Annotated in this window: 18 protein-coding genes; 7 read left to right on the top strand and 11 right to left on the bottom strand. The window is 37.0% G+C overall.

What is annotated here, in order from left to right; translation table 11 throughout:
- Both IHV09_RS18940 and IHV09_RS18945 read right to left on the bottom strand, forming a co-directional pair.
- Window positions 1–206 (bottom strand): recombinase family protein (locus IHV09_RS18940; protein ID WP_197265204.1); only part of this gene is annotated, 206 nt, incomplete at its 3' end.
- Between the two features lie 175 nt (window positions 207–381).
- Complete coding sequence (locus tag IHV09_RS18945; RefSeq protein ID WP_197265205.1) at window positions 382–1,662, bottom strand: MFS transporter; 1,281 nt, start codon at window positions 1,660–1,662, stop codon at window positions 382–384.
- 149 nt (window positions 1,663–1,811) lie between these two features.
- On the opposite strand from IHV09_RS18945, the gene IHV09_RS18950 reads away from it, so the two are divergent.
- From IHV09_RS18950 to IHV09_RS18975, 6 genes are all read left to right on the top strand, one after another.
- Window positions 1,812–2,348, top strand: coding sequence for a class I SAM-dependent DNA methyltransferase (locus IHV09_RS18950; RefSeq protein ID WP_197265206.1), 537 nt, complete (start codon window positions 1,812–1,814; stop codon window positions 2,346–2,348).
- A 50-nt stretch (window positions 2,349–2,398) separates the two neighbouring features.
- Window positions 2,399–3,403: an SUMF1/EgtB/PvdO family nonheme iron enzyme gene (locus tag IHV09_RS18955; RefSeq protein WP_197265207.1), complete on the top strand. Its 1,005-nt coding sequence runs from the start codon at window positions 2,399–2,401 to the stop codon at window positions 3,401–3,403.
- A 13-nt stretch (window positions 3,404–3,416) separates the two neighbouring features.
- Window positions 3,417–4,367 carry a class I SAM-dependent methyltransferase gene (locus IHV09_RS18960; RefSeq protein WP_197265208.1) on the top strand — a complete coding sequence of 317 codons (951 nt, stop codon included), beginning with the start codon at window positions 3,417–3,419 and terminating at the stop codon, window positions 4,365–4,367.
- A gap of 408 nt (window positions 4,368–4,775) precedes the next feature.
- Complete coding sequence (locus tag IHV09_RS18965; RefSeq protein ID WP_197265209.1) at window positions 4,776–5,099, top strand: hypothetical protein; 324 nt, start codon at window positions 4,776–4,778, stop codon at window positions 5,097–5,099.
- A 679-nt stretch (window positions 5,100–5,778) separates the two neighbouring features.
- Entirely contained in the window at window positions 5,779–6,105 is a 327-nt protein-coding gene (locus IHV09_RS18970; RefSeq protein ID WP_197192264.1) for an inorganic diphosphatase, read from the top strand.
- Between the two features lie 281 nt (window positions 6,106–6,386).
- Window positions 6,387–6,986, top strand: a complete 600-nt coding sequence (locus IHV09_RS18975; protein ID WP_197265210.1) for a recombinase family protein — start codon at window positions 6,387–6,389, stop codon at window positions 6,984–6,986.
- A 121-nt stretch (window positions 6,987–7,107) separates the two neighbouring features.
- Here the strand turns inward: IHV09_RS18975 and IHV09_RS18980 are convergent, their stop codons facing one another.
- The 3 genes from IHV09_RS18980 to IHV09_RS18990 form a co-directional block, all read right to left on the bottom strand.
- Window positions 7,108–8,016 (bottom strand): restriction endonuclease, encoded by a 909-nt coding sequence (locus tag IHV09_RS18980; protein ID WP_197265211.1) that lies wholly within the window; start codon window positions 8,014–8,016, stop codon window positions 7,108–7,110.
- 97 nt (window positions 8,017–8,113) lie between these two features.
- On the bottom strand, window positions 8,114–8,566 hold the full coding sequence (locus IHV09_RS18985; protein WP_197265212.1) for a DUF3908 family protein: 453 nt from the start codon (window positions 8,564–8,566) through the stop codon (window positions 8,114–8,116).
- A gap of 414 nt (window positions 8,567–8,980) precedes the next feature.
- Window positions 8,981–10,525, bottom strand: a complete 1,545-nt coding sequence (locus tag IHV09_RS18990) for an SIR2 family protein (protein WP_197265213.1) — start codon at window positions 10,523–10,525, stop codon at window positions 8,981–8,983.
- 302 nt (window positions 10,526–10,827) lie between these two features.
- Between IHV09_RS18990 and IHV09_RS18995 the strand changes: the two genes are divergently transcribed.
- Window positions 10,828–11,157, top strand: a complete 330-nt coding sequence (locus IHV09_RS18995) for a YolD-like family protein (protein WP_231618412.1) — start codon at window positions 10,828–10,830, stop codon at window positions 11,155–11,157.
- Between the two features lie 122 nt (window positions 11,158–11,279).
- On the opposite strand, the gene IHV09_RS19000 is transcribed toward IHV09_RS18995, so the two are convergent.
- From IHV09_RS19000 to IHV09_RS19025, 6 genes are all read right to left on the bottom strand, one after another.
- On the bottom strand, window positions 11,280–11,552 hold the full coding sequence (locus tag IHV09_RS19000) for an AbrB/MazE/SpoVT family DNA-binding domain-containing protein (protein WP_197265215.1): 273 nt from the start codon (window positions 11,550–11,552) through the stop codon (window positions 11,280–11,282).
- Between the two features lie 17 nt (window positions 11,553–11,569).
- Window positions 11,570–12,109, bottom strand: coding sequence for a hypothetical protein (locus tag IHV09_RS19005; RefSeq protein WP_197265216.1), 540 nt, complete (start codon window positions 12,107–12,109; stop codon window positions 11,570–11,572).
- 17 nt (window positions 12,110–12,126) lie between these two features.
- Window positions 12,127–13,164, bottom strand: a complete 1,038-nt coding sequence (locus IHV09_RS19010) for a bifunctional lytic transglycosylase/C40 family peptidase (RefSeq protein ID WP_197265217.1) — start codon at window positions 13,162–13,164, stop codon at window positions 12,127–12,129.
- A gap of 93 nt (window positions 13,165–13,257) precedes the next feature.
- Window positions 13,258–15,273: a CD3337/EF1877 family mobilome membrane protein gene (locus IHV09_RS19015; protein WP_197265218.1), complete on the bottom strand. Its 2,016-nt coding sequence runs from the start codon at window positions 15,271–15,273 to the stop codon at window positions 13,258–13,260.
- 11 nt (window positions 15,274–15,284) lie between these two features.
- Window positions 15,285–15,719 carry a hypothetical protein gene (locus tag IHV09_RS19020; RefSeq protein WP_197265219.1) on the bottom strand — a complete coding sequence of 145 codons (435 nt, stop codon included), beginning with the start codon at window positions 15,717–15,719 and terminating at the stop codon, window positions 15,285–15,287.
- Window positions 15,716–18,166: an ATP-binding protein gene (locus IHV09_RS19025; RefSeq protein WP_197265220.1), complete on the bottom strand. Its 2,451-nt coding sequence runs from the start codon at window positions 18,164–18,166 to the stop codon at window positions 15,716–15,718. The genes IHV09_RS19020 and IHV09_RS19025 overlap by 4 nt, the downstream gene beginning before the upstream one ends.
- Window position 18,167 lies beyond the last annotated feature (1 nt).

An 18,167-nucleotide genomic window follows, 5' to 3' on the forward strand; every position in this document is an offset into this window, starting at 1 on the left:
GAGATACGATCTAGTTTATAGACAACCACTGTATCTCCTTCACTAATTGCTTTTAAGAGTTGGTCTAATTCTAAACGCTCTTTTTTTGTTCCACTCATTTTTTCTTTATAGATAACAGCTGCACCAGCTTTTCGTAATGCATCTATTTGTAATTCTAAATTTTGATCTTGAGTAGAAACTCGGGCGTATCCAAATATTTTCCCCATTCTTTACCCCTCCTGAATTAATTATTCCCTAATACGGTTTCTGCGTCAATTTTAGGGAAATAATTAAAGGGAATAGTTTAGGGAACACTAAATGGCTTAAAAACATATAAATTTTAAATACACAAAAAAATCCCTAAAACGTTCGTTTTAGGGAGCAGGTATTGTTTTTTCATTATTAACCTGTTTTTTCGCTCTTCTTAGTAGGGAGAACAGATATTTCTTTAAAACGAAGAGGTTTAAGTAACATAACAGTAATACCTAAAGTTATTGTTGCTATCCCTGAGATAATTATAGTTTCTCTAATTCCTACCCAATCTCCTAATATACCACCTAGATATGTTCCTAATGGAAAACTTAATCCAGATATAAAATAAATCACACCAATTACCCTTCCTCTTATTTCATTAGGAACTAATTTTTGTTCTAAAGTCGGGGCGATTATATTATAAGGCGCATACACTATGCCTCCAAAAAACATTATTATGAACGATATATAGATTGTTGGAGAAAATCCTAATACTGTTGCTGCAGCTCCCCATAGAAAGATCGTACTTCCTAAAGCAATCGAATAGGTAAACTTTTTATCTAATTTCACGTAAAGAAATGCTCCAAAGAATGAACCAACTGCGAAAATTGTCCATAAGGTTCCTAGAGCTTCTGGACCGGAATTTAATGTAGTACTAACGTAACCAGACAAGACTGGTTCTAATGGGGCGTAAGTTAGGTTAAAGAAAAAAGTTATAAATGGGATAGATATTAAAACTGGATATGACCATAAGAATTTAAAGCCCTCCTTAGTTTCCATCCAAAAGCTCTTTACATTGTCCATAATGGTACTATCTTCTGAATTGTTTATCTTTCTACCCTTGTTAAAAGCTTCATCAGATATTAGATAATAAAGAAATGAAGCAAATAAAAAGCATATTACATTTATTAAAATGGTTATGGGTGCTCCGAATAGTGCAGTAAGAAAGCCACCGATAGCTGGTCCAATTAAATAACCAGTTTGGACAGACATTTGAGAAACGGCATTTGCTACTTCTAAATCATCCTTTTTTACAAATGAAGGTAATATGGTGAAAGCACCTACACTTGTAAAAACAGAGAGTATACCATTAATAAACATAATAAATGCAATAAAACTAACCGTAAGTAAATCAAACCAGTACATTACAGGAATAAATAAAAGGCTTAATCCTCTTAAACTATTTGCCCATATCATTATGGTTCTTCGATTATATCTATCCAATATATTACCTACAAATATACTGGCTAAAATAGGAGCTAATGTGGTCACTGTAATTATGATACCTGTCGAATATGTAGAACCGGTAATTTCATAAACAAACCAACTTAAAGCTACCCAAGATAATTTCTTTCCTAAATCCAAAAGAGTATATGCTAGTACAAAATATCGAAAATGCTTATTTTTTAATATCTCGAGATACTTACCCAATTACATCACCTCTCCATACTTTTTATACTTATTGTACAGTAATGTTTAAAAAATAACCCTACTTTTTATTGAATATTTAGAAATTAAAGGGAATTATTTATATTTTATCGAATGAGTAATCAATCTGACTATAAGGAGAGTGAACTAAAATGACTTACGGTACTTTGTATTCTCAATACTACGATTTAAGGTCTTCTCATTTTTCTAAGAATATTGCCCCATTAATTAGGGAATTTTACGAGCAAACTTTAATTGGTAAACATGAGAGATCAATTATTGATTTAGCATGTGGGAATGGCCATCTAGCACACCATTTTCTTGATAACCAATATAGAGTATTAGGAATTGATCAATCCGAAGAAATGTTAGAGCTAGCCAAGCAACGAACTTCCAAATACATTAATGAGAAGTCAGCTACTTTTCTTTATGGAGATGCAGAAGGTTTTAACATTGAACAAGAAGAAGTTGGCTTAGTAGTTTCCACCTACAACGCCATAAATCATTTAAAAAACTTAGAAGGTTGTTTTATATCTTGTTATAAAGCACTAAAAGACAAAGGATACTTTATTTTTGATATGAATACCAGAAAAGGTTACTTATCTTTATGGAATAGTCAGCAGATCGAGGATAATGAAGAAAGGTTAATTTTTAGTCGAGCTGTCTATGATCCCATGGGTAGCGGATAAACTTCGGCGAAAAACCAGTAGGTTTTGGAGCAGCAAAGGCTCTCAAAGCGATGACGGATATTTTAGGAACAAATGATCCTGATGAACTCAAGACGATTGAGGACTTTTATTCAAAAATGGGTAAACTTCCTGACAGATTTGATTTCGAAGAGAATATTCCTGCAGAATTAATTGAAGAATTCCATCGTCAACAAGAAAGTGGAATGATTTTAATACCTGGTGGTTATTTTACCTATGGGATTAAGCAGGAGGATGTTCCTGAAAAATCATTCGGTTGGACCGATTCAGTTACAGAAAAAAAAGTTTGGTTACCTCCGTTTTTTATTGATAAATATCCTGTAACGAATGAAGAATATGATGATTTTGTAAAAGATATTAAAACACAGGGACATATCTTTTGCCATTTAAGTGAACCAGAAGAAAAAGATCACACAAGAAATACATATTGGGATGAACGATTTAAATCAGAACATCCAGTTGCAGGAATTGATTGGTATGATGCATATGCCTTTGCTAGATGGAAAGGTAAGGATTTACCTTCCGAATTCCAATGGGAGAAGGCTGCACGAGGAGAAGTGGGACAAATATGGCCATGGGGAAATGAATTTAATGAAAAAGCTTGTAACTGGTCATATCAACTTTTTGGAAGAAAACATGCCAGCCTTCAAGAATGGCGAAAAGATTTACTAAAAGTTACTTCTATCTATCCAAGTACGTTGATAAGAGAAGCGTCAAATTACGAGGAATATGCCAGTCCTTATGGAGTAGTTGGTATGGTAGGAAATCATTGGGAATGGACATGCAGTGATTGGTCTACTCGTCGCCATATTAGTCCAGCTGTTGGGAAAAACCTCTTACATAGTCATCACGATGATGGCGTATTAAAAGGAGGATCATTCTCATCATTACCTGGATTACTATATCCCTCCTATCGAGGTCGAGATGCCCTTTTTTGCAGACATAACGAGATGGGAATAAGGTGTGTGAAAAATATTTCTATTAATCTGTTAAGAAAAGCTATAAATAAGCCATTAACAAATACTGCTATTTATTAGGAGGGATAAGATAATGAGCACAGATACAAAATCCGAAACAACACAACGAGTTTCTACATGCACTCCCTTAGTAAAGACTGAAGATTTATTACATTATGAGAGAACATTTTGGGACTCTGAATTTATTGAAAAAATATTAATTCCAAGAGCTAAAATAACTAATGAATCGAGTATATTGATTGCAGGGTGTGGGGTAGGAGCAATAGGTCGTTTCATTTCTAAATATTTTCCAATGGTTAAGATAACAGCATTAGAAATAAGTAGAGCGTCTATTGATGCAGGAAAAGAGATTAACGAACACTTGGGTATAGAAAATATTACATTTATTGAGGGGAATATTTTAGATCTAGATAAGTTGATTCCTGAAGAAGAATTTGACTTTGTATTTGATGATGGGGTCCTATCTTATTTTCCTAATAAAAAAACAGAACAAGAAGCTCTTAAACAATTAATTAAAGCAACTAAACCAGGTGGTTTAATAGGTTCATTTCAACTAGATTATTCAGCTATGATGTTTGGAACATCAGAACCCACATTAAGAAATGCTTTTTATAAAGTCCATGAAGCATTTATAAATTATGGTTTTTCTAATCCAGATGAATCAAAAAAAAGAAATTTGATTATTGCTCCCCAATTATTCCAAATGTTTTGGGAGCATAAATTAGAAAATATTAAAGTTTATCCCTATATTGCACCTGAACCTTTACCACCATATAAACCAGAAGATATTGGCTATTTAGATAAAAGAATTCAGATGTATACTAAAGGTACACCAGAATATAATGCTGAATGCGAAAAGTTAGTAATTGGTGGATTGACTGAGCTTGAATTTGAGAAATACTCCAAAATTTTAAGGGAATATTGGAATGAGAGGAAGTTAATTCAAGATGCTCAAGGAGTACCATCATTTTTAACACAAGTCTTTTTATTAACATTCGGTGAAAAAAGTACTGAATTAAAATAATGTTTATTTTCATAGTTTTAAAGGTACGACAAACACAGTATGCTCCCGTTTAATTCTCTTGTCGTGATACAATAAGTGCTAGATACAAGGGAACTAGAACTATTTTAAGTTAATATAATCTTCCTTCCAAGAAGAAAAGGGTACTTCCAGACAATACAAAATATATCAAAAATATCTAAAACCGATATCCTTAACGTGAGGGTTATCGGTTTTTTTATGGAAAAAAATGTCTTATCGTGGGTTTTATGTCAAAATGTTGGCGGTACCCCTAATGGTAATTCTGGTGTTCAAATGAATCAAAATATAAATACTATTTTAGGTGTAATAGCTAGTGTTTTTTGTGGTCTAGGAGCTGTACTCTGTACGAACTATTCAAAGCTATTAAGTTCGGCCGGGTGGACAAGTTCTATGATTTTAACACACCGTTTTTATGGTATCGTACTTTTATCTTTTATTTTCACCTACGATATTTTGATTGACTATATTTTTACTAACGTACAGTGGATTTTGCTTGTAACAATTGCAGGTGTCTTAATCCCAATGTATTTATTACAGAAAGGTATTCAATATTGTGAGACGTTCTTAGTGATGATGTCGCTCTGTTTCATACCTGTGTTTACATATTTCTTTCAACTTTTCGATCCAAGATTATCTTGGTCTACAACGACTTTACTCGGTGTTATTTTATTATTTGTCTTAGGTGTCTTTAGTATTTATGTAGAGAAAAAATAAGATCAATTATAGATCCTTTTAAAACAGAATTATATGTGCACTGAGTGATTTTAATAAGAAGACGCGTTTATTAATCCTTTATTAGTTGTTCAGCAATCGGGCGCTTATCTGTTATAAGGTAAGTGTCCTTTTTAATGGAATAAAAGATTGAGTTAATCACCTAATTTTGAAATAATTGGTATTAAGCAATCGGGCAGGATTGTGGAGGATTCGGTTTTCTTTCAAGTGCGTTAGTCCAAGAAAATAAGTTACTTAGGCTGCTTTTTTGTTCCAAATAACTGGGTATTTTAGTTGAATAGGTGGGTTTGGGTAATATAGAAGTAGAGGTGATTTGATGCAGGTGTTTTTATTTTATTTACTGGCATTCGGAGGTGTTTTCCTGATGTTTATTAGCGTCATAAATATGTGGATTATAGATAGGGAAAATAAAAAAAGTGAAGAAAAGAAAAGTAAATCTATACATATAAAGTTACTGATTGTTGGAGGAATTGTTTTTATCTTATCCCGTATATTACACGGACAACTTCTTTAAACAATGCAGCATTTCACTCCTTATTAAGCTATCGGGGGTAGGTTGCAGCAGAGTGGCATAACTCTTTGATTAATGAGGACTTGGCAATTGAATGATTTCTGTTAAATAGGTGTTAGTAAACTGTCTGGTTAAGGAAGGAGTTATTTTATGGTAACGAGTTATCTCAATAAAAGAGTAAGAATAAAAGTTGATAGACCATTAGGATCCATCCATCCCGTGTATAATTTTATTTACCCTCTAAATTATGGATATATTCCGGACACAATGGCAGACGACGGTGAAGAAATTGATGCATATATTGTTGGAGAGTTTGAACCGTTGATAGCGTTTGAAGGCAAGGTTATAGCAATTGCCAAGAGAAATAACGATGTTGAAGATAAACTTATTGTTTCAAATAAACATTATTCGCCTGAACAGATTAAAGCATTAATTGAATTTCAAGAACGTTTCTTTGATACCGAAATAATTACCTAATTTTTCTTATCCAACAATCGGGGGCGATTGTTGAACAAGAAGCAGTTGCTTTTATACTAAACAGATCAGAATAATTCTATAAATGATTGGATGAAAATTATAAAGAAACCCAGCTAATCTTCCTATGAGAAGGTAGCTGGGTTTTTAAGGTTAATGTGCAAAATAACACTTAAAATAAGTGCAAATTATCGCTCGAATTGACAGTGTGTAGTAAAATCAATATATAAGCTGGATTCATAACTTATATTCATATGTGCAAACTAAAAACGGAGGGTTTTTGAATGAAATATGGGTACGCACGGGTAAGCACTGTGAATCAGGACTTAGGTTCTCAATTACAGATTCTTAAAGCAGAAGGCTGTGAAGTAATCTATTCGGAGAAATTTACAGGAACCAAAGCAGACCGTCCTCAATTTCAAGAAGTGTTAACTAGATTAAACGATGGAGATACCCTTGTTGTTACCAAACTAGATCGTCTAGCAAGAAACATAGAAGAAGGTATATCTGTCATTAAAGACTTGTTCAAACGCGGAATCAGAGTACACGTATTAAATGTTGGGCTACTTGAAGATACATCTATGGGACGTTTTTTTCTTCACACTTTACTGGCTGTTGCTGAACTGGAAAGAAACATGATTGTCGAGCGTACTCAGGAAGGCAAAGCCATTGCGAAACAAAGAGATGATTTCCGAGAGGGTAGACCAAAGAAGTACGGAAAAAAGCAAATCGATCATGCTCTGCAACTGTTGAAGGACCATTCTTATAAGCAAGTAGAGGAGATTACTGGTATCAGTAAAAGCACATTGATACGAGCAAAAAAACAGGCTGAGCAAAACCGGGCGATTGAGCAAATCGCTTCCAAAGATATAAAAACCACCTAAAGGTGACATGAATTTAGGTATTTAACTATTACCCTGGTTCTTAATCACACGGAGAGAAACACAGTGATTTTCTATGATTATAAAGTTTACCTGAAAAATTAGTCCCTATATTAAAACCAGTTCACTTTAAGGTAACTTCACCCGTATCATTAAAAGTCCATTTATCTAAGTCTTGATCAAAGATAACTCTATCAAAAGTACCATCAATGATTTTAAATACTAAAATTGCTATTTTCTCTCCTTGGTCAACAATAGTTTCAACTACATTTTGTCCGCTTGTGAATTCATAGTCAAACCCTTTGATTCCCAACAATACACCTGCCATTTCTACATATTTAATTGAACCAAATTCATGCCGACCAGTTGTTGGAGAGACAGGATCTCTTGGAAGCTTATTAAATATTGGTTGCAAAACCGTTTGTAAATTTTCTAGAGGATTTCCTTCTTTATCATAAAAAAATGTTGTTGCAGTTTCTATTTTTCGAGTTGAAGAAACTACTTCAATATTAGCCTTAGCATAAAAATCTACTAATTCCTGTTCATTAGCTGCTACCCAAGTTAAGCTAGGTTGATTAATAAAGGTCACGGCCCCTTTTATATGTATCTTTTGTATTGTACCCTCCAAATCCTGGTCTTTAAATCCTCTTAATATAGCTAATTTAATTCCCTCGTCATCTGCAAAAGTTCTAGCACCTCTTGTATATCCTTCTATAGTAACCACAAAAGCTTCATCAGGTTTAATCTGTGATACGGCACCAAAGAAATCTCTTACTACACTTATACCAACTTTTGAGTCATAGTCTTTACATTCAATTAAAACTCTCCTTGATACATTTGAACTTTCAATTGTGACATCTATTTGATGAGCTGTTTTTTTTCCGTCTCCACGAAGAGTCAAATCATGAATAACAACATCATTTGTGTTTAATGTTTTAAACACTACTGCCGCAAGTTTTTCGTATTTTGTACCCTGTTTCAATTTTTCTTCAGCAATATATTCGTCATATATAGTTTCTATTTTCTCACTCATTTTACCCACTCCTTTTTACATATTAAAACAAGCCATACTGATATGAATGATGATGGAATTTTAAATTGAAAAAGGTTGGCACTTTATCAAAGGAAGTTTATCCCTCTTGGTTAATACTTCCATAATTTGTGTAAATTTTTGATATTTGTTGAATATTTTCAATGAATGTATCGTTCCAATTACTGTTGGAATCATCAATCGAATTAAGTTTAATATCTTCGTTTCCGTTCTTCAGTGAGAGCTTAACACCTGTTTGTCTATATTCCGGAATTTCTAAGCTCAGTTCAGTTAATTTTCTAGGAATGCTGCGAATACAATACTCATTTTTATTACCTTTGTCGAATTTTACGATGATCAGAGTTTTTTCAGTGAAAAAGAAAAGTTCCTTTTCTTGTTTGCCATTAAATACGTTCCTGGGATAAAAAGATAAGATTTCTTCTGGATTGAAGTATTTCTCTAATGTGCTTAATAAATATTGGTACTGCTTGGATTTTTCATCAAATTCTCTGTTCGATATTTCAGTTTTAAAATCTTCAAATGTATATGACATATTAAATCCTCCTAATAATTAATAACTCCTTTATTCGACAATAGGATAAATTTACCTCTTATTAAGAATATTTCAATTCATTATCACTTTCATTCTGACAAATTTTTAAGCGTTTTCCCGATTACTGAATAAATTAAAAGCTATTTAAGCTGATGCATTGCATTAATCATTACGTTTTATTAATTAAACCTTATTAGAACAAAACGATACATTCATTTTTTTATAGTCCTTAATAAAAACAAAAGAACCCTTAAACAACAAGGATTCTAATAGTTAATCTAAAGTTTTGAGAATGAAACAAAATATCTATTTTGTTAGATTCGGATTAGTGCGAGACATAATCTTAACTAAAAGATTAGCTATGATTTTTGCTTCTCAAATAGAATGCTATTTTTAGTGAATGGATCAATGTATTTACAATGGAGTAACTAGTTCATTAAGTATATTTTCAAACCAGATATTTTCGTTTGCCATACGATTATGATCTACTAAATATACTCGGAGGTTTGCAGATGAGTTCAATCGTAGCTTTTGCTGGTAATATCTAGAAAGCTGCTGTTCCGTCCGATTATCACTTTTATAGTGAAAAATAAACAGACGCTTATTTTCTTGTTCAACTAGACTTCTAAACATACCGTTGATATGACCATCATCTCCATTAAAGCCATATCCAATTACACAAACAGCATCTGAACTAACGAAGTAATCATAGAGATCTACATATTTTCGCGACATATCAACCGACGTTAGTGGTTTAACACCACTTTGCGTGAACATAAACGGAACAAGGATTCTACCTTGTCTATCTTCTGCTGTCGGCTCAGTCAAAATGGCATTTTTATAGGGATCATAATATTCGTTAACACTACCGTTTAAATGAAATACTGGAACTGCCTCAATTTCTGTTTCAGCAATTACTCTCTGTACAAAATTATTGTAATTTGTTGAACCGATTGCCTTTAATTCAAAATAATTTCCCATATTTAAAAGGTCATGATAATAACCTGGACCTTCTGAAATTTTCATTTCGTCTACACGTACATGATTTGTAATATACCGTTGTACCGTGTGAAGGAAAATTGCAATTCTGCTAAACTTTGCCCATTGTGCTTTTGGATTATATAAATAACGAAAATGGCTATCAATTAACGCCTGATAATCCATCGCTTGACAATATATTTCTTCTAATATAGTTCGTCCTAGTTCCCTAAAAATGGTGAGTCCTTCTGTATCTGCATGAACTTCAATAGGAGCTTCTTCGATCACGATCTCCATACCTGTTTGTCCAACACCTTGGTAATTCAAAGAGAATATTCCTGATAAGTCGTCAAATACACTTATCTCATCTGGTGCCGCCGTAAACAATTCTTCATTCAATTGCGAAACTAAGCTCTGTCCAATAGCGCCAACTAGCAACTCCAAATAAGCCCTTACAATACGTTTTAAATAACGATCAGTAGGATGCTTTTCTAATAAACGTAAGAATGCAGAAAAATAATCAGATTCAAACAATGGTACACGAGTTGCTAACTTTTCATTTAACCTTATAGCTTGGTTGTATCTCATATCCCCAATTTGTTCATTTGTTTCAACAGTAAACTTCTCTCTAACAACGTCTTCGCTTACTTTCCAGCTTCTAAGCAAATTAGTGATATTGCTATCAAATTTATCAAGATAGTCTAATATGTTACTTCTTCTGTTTTCTAAACTTGATGCAATTAGTCCCTCAAATTCACCTTTTCCAAAAACATTTAGCCTCTTGCTTGCGTAATTATCTGGTAACCACTGAGATGCAATTTGAGAACGTGAGTCAATGTTTTGAATCTGTTCTCGGAATGTTTCTTTATCCTCTTCATTTGAAACTCTGAAAATTTCTAACGCAAATTTACCGCCTGAAGGCAGTCCATATCCTATTTCTGCTCCTGCTCCAAAGAAAATAGACAATTTAGGTAATGTCATGTTTTACTTTTCCCCCACAAATATTATTTTCTATTATTTTACATTGAATTTCGAAATATCACAAAAAAGTTATGTCTTATATATCCCCATTCTAAAGAATATAAAAAGCAGCCTAAAGGCTCTTAATCTTCAAACAAAAGTCAAAAAGTCTAAATTTATATTTCGACAAGCAGGAGGAATTTTCTCTGATTCTCTGAATCAACCCTTCTATCACAACAATAGTAGTATTAAAAGCCTGTTGTTAACCGAACGTATATTCGCATATAATGACAGAAAGGATTAAATGCGTGGAGGGATTTACTATGATACGTGATCGAGGAAACATCAAGTGGACAGCAATGATGCTGCCAGAACATATGAAGGAACTAAGAGCCTTTGATTTGGCTCAAACAAAGAAAGTGAAACCTGAACTGGATGAACAGCGCCTCTCCCTTATGGAAGAGACAATCAGTAAAGCGATGGGTGAAAACTTGGAGCTATGTTTTACATATTTTCAAAGTGATGATTTTCACCTGTATATTGGTAAAGTGCATTACATAGATACATATCGAAAAGAATTGAGAATAGTGGACTTTCATGAGGAGACATTCCGTTTAAAACTCGAAAACCTGGTAGACGTTAGAATTCATTAAACACGATGAAAGGGCAATGGACCTCTTCATTGAGTATTAAGATTCAATAATCCCTATTTTAAGGACTTTTGTGGCCACAAAAAAATCGCTCTTTATGAAAGAACGATCGGTTACTTCTTTTGTCATTTAGCTTCTTCTAGTTCCCTAAGCAGGATTTCCGCGCCTTTTGGACTCAACACAAATTTCCCATGACCATACGTCCTGTTTTCGTTGGTTATCTCACCGGTAATCGCACACGCATTATGGGCAATATATTTTTGGAGAATGATTTTATCATCATCTACAAAAATCTCTATTTCATCCTTAATTTCAATCTCTAGGACTCTTCTTAACTCAATGGGAATAACAATTCTCCCCAGCTCGTCTACCTTCCTTACAACACCTGTACTTTTCATGCTTATATCTTCCATTCTTAGGACGTGGGACGTCCGGTTAATTCTCCGACAAATTCTATATCATCGATCTTCCAGCCTTGCTCTTTCACATAAATAAGAGACGTTTTGACAATCACCGTTTCTGTATTCGATACATTATTATACTCGGTCGAAAGCTTGAATTCATTAAAGAACTCTGCCTCCATCTTCGATGACTGATATTCAAACGGCTTCAGCCCAACCATGGTTGATTTGACGGATTCTTTGGATTCCGGTGGTTTCGTTCCTGAAGGATGAGTCGCTTTAAATCCACGATCAGTCATTAAGGGACGAATCTTTTGATAGCGTTCAGCCGTAGTTTCATAAGTGAAAAACGCTTCAAGGAACGACCGATTTTTAGAAAGTGCCTCGGTTTGTGGAACAGAGGTTAAGGATTTAATTTCTTCTTCATAATGACGCTGATTCGACCTGACTTCCTGCAGCTGGGAGCGTAAGCTAAAAACGTACATGATGATGATCATTGCTGCAATAAAAGCACCTATAAGCATCATGTGATTTTTCTTTTGGCTGGGTTCCATGATTTTCACCTCCACTACTACTGAATTCTTCTAAACCCTAGGAAAGGATAAATGTTTTTCCACTCTTGAACGGATGAATAAGAAGTGCCGTTGCTGCCGTTCGCATTAATGAATTGGCCATCTCCTACATACATGCCGACGTGAGAAGCTCCTGGTTTATAGGTGGAGAAAAAGACTAAATCTCCCGGTTTTATTTGATCTTCAGGAACAGGAATGGTTTTATCGTATTGAGATTGTGCTGTTCCATACATATCTATGCCAACCTGAGCAAAAGCATATTCGAGTAATCCCGAACAGTCAAATCCGCCGGCTGCTGGTGTTCGACCTCCCCATACATAAGGCCGGCCAAGAAATTCTTTCATAATGTGATGAACTTCCTCTACATCAAATGACTGGCTTCCATCTCCCACCACCACATTCCCACCATTTCCGCCCTCATAATAGCGAAGGACGTGTTCAACATAGTGAACGTCTCCATACCGGGACCATCCATTTTTCGCAGCCATCATCTCACTAAAATCAATAGCGATTTCCTTGGAATACCCACCGCGCTCCAAAGCATAGCCAATAAATCCATTCCCAAAATTATAAGACTGCAAAGATAGATTAATATCTCCTTTGGCTTGTTTCATCACATCCGCAAAATACTTCACCCCAATCTGAATGGAGTATTCAGGATCGGTAATAGCACCAGGTGGTAATCCGATTGATTCAGAACTCTGCATCACATCTAAATGTCGGCCACCACTTTCTTGTTGGATCAGAGCCATAATCAGCCCGACATATTCTCCAATCCCATTTTCCTCTGCATATTTCCGAATGAGGGGTTCATATCGAAGGACTTCAGCCGATACCTCTGCTGTTCCTCCTGCTCCTTCTCCTGAAAGCCCGGAGTCAAATTGATTCTCTCCGCCCAGACTAATCGAGATGAATAAAGCAATGCCGAAAATGGATAGGAGGAGGAGAAGTATCCCTGCAATCACCCACGTAAGAGGGTTTTTCAGAATGGCCACGGTTTTAACAACTTTTGCACCTTTCTTCAAAACGCCTTGCATAGGCTCTCCTTTCTAAAAGCCATTCTGACGCAACAAGACAGGGGGTTAACCACAAAACAAAAGTTAACTGCGTCAGAAGGCTTCTCTCCGACATCATTTTTGTCGGTTCGTTTGCTCATTCTTGGACTTCCTACTTTCTGATCGTTTGACCGTCTCACCAGAAGTATTTGCATTCCTTTTTTTGATCTGCTGCTCAGCTTCCCATTGAGTGATGTGTTTGTCTGGGTCTCTCGATGCCGCCACTTCTTTTTGACTTTCCATTCGTCCTGCCGGATTACGGTGAGGAGAAGGTTGCTGAGTCGTACTTCCGTTTTTTTGTTGCTGGATTGGTTTAGATTCCTCCTTATTCGTTCGTCCCTCCGATTTTGTTGAGCCAGGATTACGAGCCTCTGAAACGGAGCGTTGGGAGGAAGGTGTTCGAGCAGCCTGCACTTTCTCCTCACTTTTGTTGGGTCCTTCACTTTTTTGCTTTTTGTAATCATTTAAATTCACAATCGCAGCTCCTGCATTTCGTGAAGCTGAACGAGGGGTTTCCGTTCCTGTAGCCGCTAAATCGTTTTTCATCCCTTTTTTAGTCTGTTGTTCTGAATTTTTTTCGGTTCCTAGTTTGTTCTCTCCGACTGCTTTACGGTGCTCTGACCGTTCACCACTAGCTCCGGCCGCATTGGTGGAAACTTTCCGGCCAGCTCCCTCTAAACCAGATTGAAATTCGTCCATACGCTTTTTCTGTTTATGGTTTTGATGGGCTTTACCTACCATCCGTTTAGCCCCCTTCATTCCTCTTTCGCCAGCATCCCCCAATCGATTCAGGGTATTGGTGGTTGTTCTTTCCACCACTTGCTGACCTTGAACCATACCAGCAGAAGCGACTTCAAAGATTTCCGTACGATATTTGAACAAGCCCCAAATGGTAATGCAAATCAGAAAGACCACAAACGCATATCCTTCTACACCATTCGTGACTTTAACCGATTCATAAAGGAGAGTAACCAGTCCCGTGATTACCGCAATTAAGAGAACGAGCCCTGCCTTCATAAGCAGAACACCCACAATCTTTTTCCCATGATTCAATGCACCTTCACTGTAAGCCGGGATGAGAGAAAGAATGAGTGGAATGGCCGTAAAAATGACCAAAGCTAAAAACCAGACTTGAAGCAAAAACTTAAAAACACCTAATAACAAAACCGGAATGGCCAAAGCAATGGTGGAAATGATTGTGATAATGAGATAGCCAAACCGCTCTCCACTGAATTCCGGCGACATTTGCTTGTTGTCTAGTTCTGAAACTTCAGCATTAACAATGTTTTTTCTTTGTTCTTTCCCTTCATCAGAGTAGGGTTTAATGGACAATAAATTATCTACTCGATTGGGATTTTCCTTGATGATGTCAGCTTCTTTCGTGGAACCATAGTTTAAAAGCAAATACGGCCGTTTGACCATAAGGTTAAACAGTTGATTTTCAAGCAAGGCGATGCCCTCTTTAGGGTTATAAGCCGCATTACTGTCAAACTCGTCCGAACTGATAAGAACATTTGCTGAGCTGGCGATGCCTTCAAGTTCAGCCCCTCGATCATTGAGCCATTTGATATTCCCTGTCGCATCGGAGTAAAACCAAAAGGTCAGAACCGTGATGGCCAATGCTCCAAGGATGGCTTTTATTGCATGACCGACCTGCTGATTGACGAAATAACGCCACGCAGCAGCTCCACCCACAAAGATTACAAACAACGAGAGGAACGTACCGGACATAATCTCATAAATCCGTTCACTCATAATTCCGGCTTCGCTTGCAATGCTGCTGATTAAATCAAATGACATGAGTTGATTGGTCGAATAAAGAGTAAAGCTGGCAAGGGTTTTATTGAATCCCCACATCCCTTGATTAATGGCGTGCAAGGCATTATCCGCAGCATCTTTAAATCCGTCCCCGATGTTCGCTTCCATCTTGTAATGATCGAGAGGATATTCTTTGCTTTCCAGAGTCACACGACCAACGGTCTCCTCTTTTTTCTGAACAGTCGGGGAAGAATCTTCGGCCAGTGTAGCCGCTGGCATGAGAAGAAATAGCAGCGTTATGCCTAAACCGATCCCCCGTTTTAGGAAGTTCATCCAATCCCTCCTTATTCGCAGTGAATACAAGCTTGTCGGTCAATCTTGTCTTTTATATCCTCCCGGTTAATATCCAAGCTCTTACTTGTATCTACCTTCCACACATCAGATTTTTGACGGAGCAGAATGTTATCTTTAACGGCATTATCACCATTAGGATTTTTGAAATCTGTAAAAACATAATAGTATTCAGACTCTTTGTCGTAGTAAACTTCAAAACGAATATCTTTATATTTCAAGCCGGAATTAATCTTCTTAGCTCCTTTATCAACTTCATAAGAGCCTTTCTTAAACACAAGCTCTTGCTGCTTATCATATTCGTTATTAAATTTTGCTTTTTCCCATTCATAAGCAACCTTTGCAATGTCTTTAGAAGAAGTACCCTGATTGCACCCGGTTAAAAGTGCAATCAACGCTAAAAGGGAGATAACTAGTGTTTTCTTCAAATGAATGCCTCCTCGGTTTCCGCTCTGCCTCGATCATTTTCTTTCGTATTGAAGGCGCTGACCCATTCATCAAACAGGACATCGGTTTGAATCTTGGCGGTGCGTCCGTACATGTCTTCAACGATACACTGACCCTCGGTCAGATTTTTCAACATATCCCGGTTAGCTTTGTTGTCCTCCAGGCCGAGAAATTCAATGATGTTCGCTGCTTCTTCAGTGGTTTTCGCTTTAAACGCAAATTTTGTACCGATATTCTCTTTGATTTGAGGCTTGTTGTATTCATACGTGGACTGCGTAATGATATAAACCGCGGACCGCAAGGACCGGCCAGTTCGCAATAGCTCATTGATCAGCCGATCACCGGCCCCTGTGTTCATGAGCATCCAGGCTTCTTCAAAGATCGTCATCTTAACCACGGAATCATCACGGGCAAACCGGGTGGCGAACTTTGCCAACGGCTGCATTAACGCAACAGCTATGTGTTCATCACGCGTCGAAGCTTTTTCGCCTTCATCTGGGAGATTCAAGTTTTGAATCTGCAAGATATTCACTTGCTCATGCAAACTAATACCTTCTACATTCCCATCCGAAAACATGAGCTTGGCGATGCCTTTTGTCCCGATCTCATAAAGAAGATCTCCGACGTTTCGGACGTCCTGATCTTCTGATTCTTGTAAATGACGAACGACATTTAAGAGTCCTGGCTTCTTCTCTTGCTGCAGCACGTGACGGACCCCTTTATAGATCGCCGTTTTCACATTCCGTTCATTGGATTGAAGCTCAGAAAGGTATTCAAGAACACCCACCGCTGCATCTTGCGCCTCTTCTCCTTCCAGAAATGTAAGAGGGTCTAGCTTTCCGGCATCTTTCTTTTCACTTGATAGAGTAATATAGTTAAAACTTTCAATTAAATCCCGAAAGAAAGGCGCTGTTCGCTCCATTTCAGGTGTGATCGCTTGTTTAAATTTCTTTTCTACTTCATCCTTGGGATCCGTCATAAGCACCTTGGCACCGAAAAAGACGCCATTCAACAAGATATCTTTTAACAAATACGATTTTCCCATTCCCGTTGGTCCTGAGATCGTCACATGAGGAGAAGAATACTTCGAACCTTTTAAACCCAAATGAGCGAGAAACGGATGAAAGAAAACAAGAGATTGAGAGTTTTCCACGCTTTCGCCCGCGTGAGAGATATTTTTCCCGAGATAAAAGCCGACGGTATTGCCAACCTTCCGCGTAAGGGAGAATAGAGATTCCCCAAAAGATTCAGGAGTAAGGATTTGCTCCCAATCGTCCGCAACGATTTTAGCTCCTGGCAGGGATTGATGAAATAATGGGAGTTGGTCGGCTAACGGCTGGACAAGTTCGATCTGCTGATCCTTAAAATCGATTTTGAGCCTTCTGGCTCGTTTTCGAACTTCTTCTTTTGTTGGGCCGTAGACCACGAAATTGATGTGAGTTCTGAGGAGTGGTTTGCCTTGATTCTTAATTTGATTTTCTAAATCGTGCAGAAGTTCACGGCCTGTATTAATTAAGCTGTCATCATCCTCATTCGCTTCAATGAGTTGGGCATCCTGATCACGAAATCGCTTTTTGATGGTATTGGTACGACCTTCATCCTCCTTTTTGTTCTTATAAATGGTCCGCATGTTGACTTCAACCGGAAAAGGATACGACTGAAAGAAATACGCCCATTCTTTATAGCCTAGCTGAATGGGGAATTCGGAAACTGGAAGAAACGCGGACCAAGATTCATCTTCTAGTTGTTGAATACGCACATAGCCGGCCTTTCCGGGATCTAGGATGCCTTCTGTAAGACTGTACACACTGCCCTCACTGTCAGGCTGCACTTGACCTCTGATAAACTGATGACGAATGATGTAGCGAAGCTCTTTTTCCTTCACTCGATTGGCTCCTAAATAATGATTAAGCGTTGTGAAAGCATCCTCCTCGGATTCCTCAAATAACCGAACGGTTAAATCATCAATGCTCTGACCGCCAAAACCGGCAAGTTTCTGAAGGTACCGGTTCATGCTTTTAAAAGAAGAGGAAAAGGAATGCATGAGATTCTCATCAAGTTCCTGTCTCTTTAACTTCACACCAACAAAAAACTTATAATCGACCACATGTTTCGCTTCTTCTCTTAAAATCTCTTTAGCTCGTTCTGCGTAATACATACCAGTATCCGCGTACTGTCCTTCATATTGAGCTTGCAGGCTATCCATGCGTTTATCGATATCAACAGGGATTGGTACAATTTTATAATCCACTTCTTCAAATGCTGAGAACTGCCAGGCCAGTCGCTGCAGACGGTTCACAAGATGATTTTCTGCTTCTTGTTCATTCACGCCTACAGTGTTTTCATGCAAGCGATAATAGGACCAGGCTTCCATATCATGTGTATAGATCACGTTGTCTTTAAAAGATTGAATCGGAAACTGTATCATA

The sequence above is a fragment of the Fictibacillus sp. 23RED33 genome (assembly GCF_015903925.1).
Classification (GTDB): Bacteria; Bacillota; Bacilli; order Bacillales; family Fictibacillaceae; genus Fictibacillus; species Fictibacillus phosphorivorans.

Coding starts and splice junctions, on each gene's coding strand:
- IHV09_RS18980 (WP_197265211.1), bottom strand. CDS start 8,016: ATGAGTGAGAAAATAGAAACTATATATGACGAATATATTGCTGAAGAA.
- IHV09_RS18995 (WP_231618412.1), top strand. CDS start 10,828: ATGATACGTGATCGAGGAAACATCAAGTGGACAGCAATGATGCTGCCA.
- IHV09_RS19005 (WP_197265216.1), bottom strand. CDS start 12,109: ATGGAACCCAGCCAAAAGAAAAATCACATGATGCTTATAGGTGCTTTT.
- IHV09_RS18950 (WP_197265206.1), top strand. CDS start 1,812: ATGACTTACGGTACTTTGTATTCTCAATACTACGATTTAAGGTCTTCT.
- IHV09_RS19000 (WP_197265215.1), bottom strand. CDS start 11,552: ATGAAAAGTACAGGTGTTGTAAGGAAGGTAGACGAGCTGGGGAGAATT.
- IHV09_RS19010 (WP_197265217.1), bottom strand. CDS start 13,164: ATGCAAGGCGTTTTGAAGAAAGGTGCAAAAGTTGTTAAAACCGTGGCC.
- IHV09_RS18985 (WP_197265212.1), bottom strand. CDS start 8,566: ATGTCATATACATTTGAAGATTTTAAAACTGAAATATCGAACAGAGAA.
- IHV09_RS19025 (WP_197265220.1), bottom strand. CDS start 18,166: ATGATACAGTTTCCGATTCAATCTTTTAAAGACAACGTGATCTATACA.
- IHV09_RS18975 (WP_197265210.1), top strand. CDS start 6,387: ATGAAATATGGGTACGCACGGGTAAGCACTGTGAATCAGGACTTAGGT.
- IHV09_RS19015 (WP_197265218.1), bottom strand. CDS start 15,273: ATGAACTTCCTAAAACGGGGGATCGGTTTAGGCATAACGCTGCTATTT.
- IHV09_RS18965 (WP_197265209.1), top strand. CDS start 4,776: ATGATTTTAACACACCGTTTTTATGGTATCGTACTTTTATCTTTTATT.
- IHV09_RS18955 (WP_197265207.1), top strand. CDS start 2,399: ATGACGGATATTTTAGGAACAAATGATCCTGATGAACTCAAGACGATT.
- IHV09_RS18960 (WP_197265208.1), top strand. CDS start 3,417: ATGAGCACAGATACAAAATCCGAAACAACACAACGAGTTTCTACATGC.
- IHV09_RS18990 (WP_197265213.1), bottom strand. CDS start 10,525: ATGACATTACCTAAATTGTCTATTTTCTTTGGAGCAGGAGCAGAAATA.
- IHV09_RS18970 (WP_197192264.1), top strand. CDS start 5,779: ATGGTAACGAGTTATCTCAATAAAAGAGTAAGAATAAAAGTTGATAGA.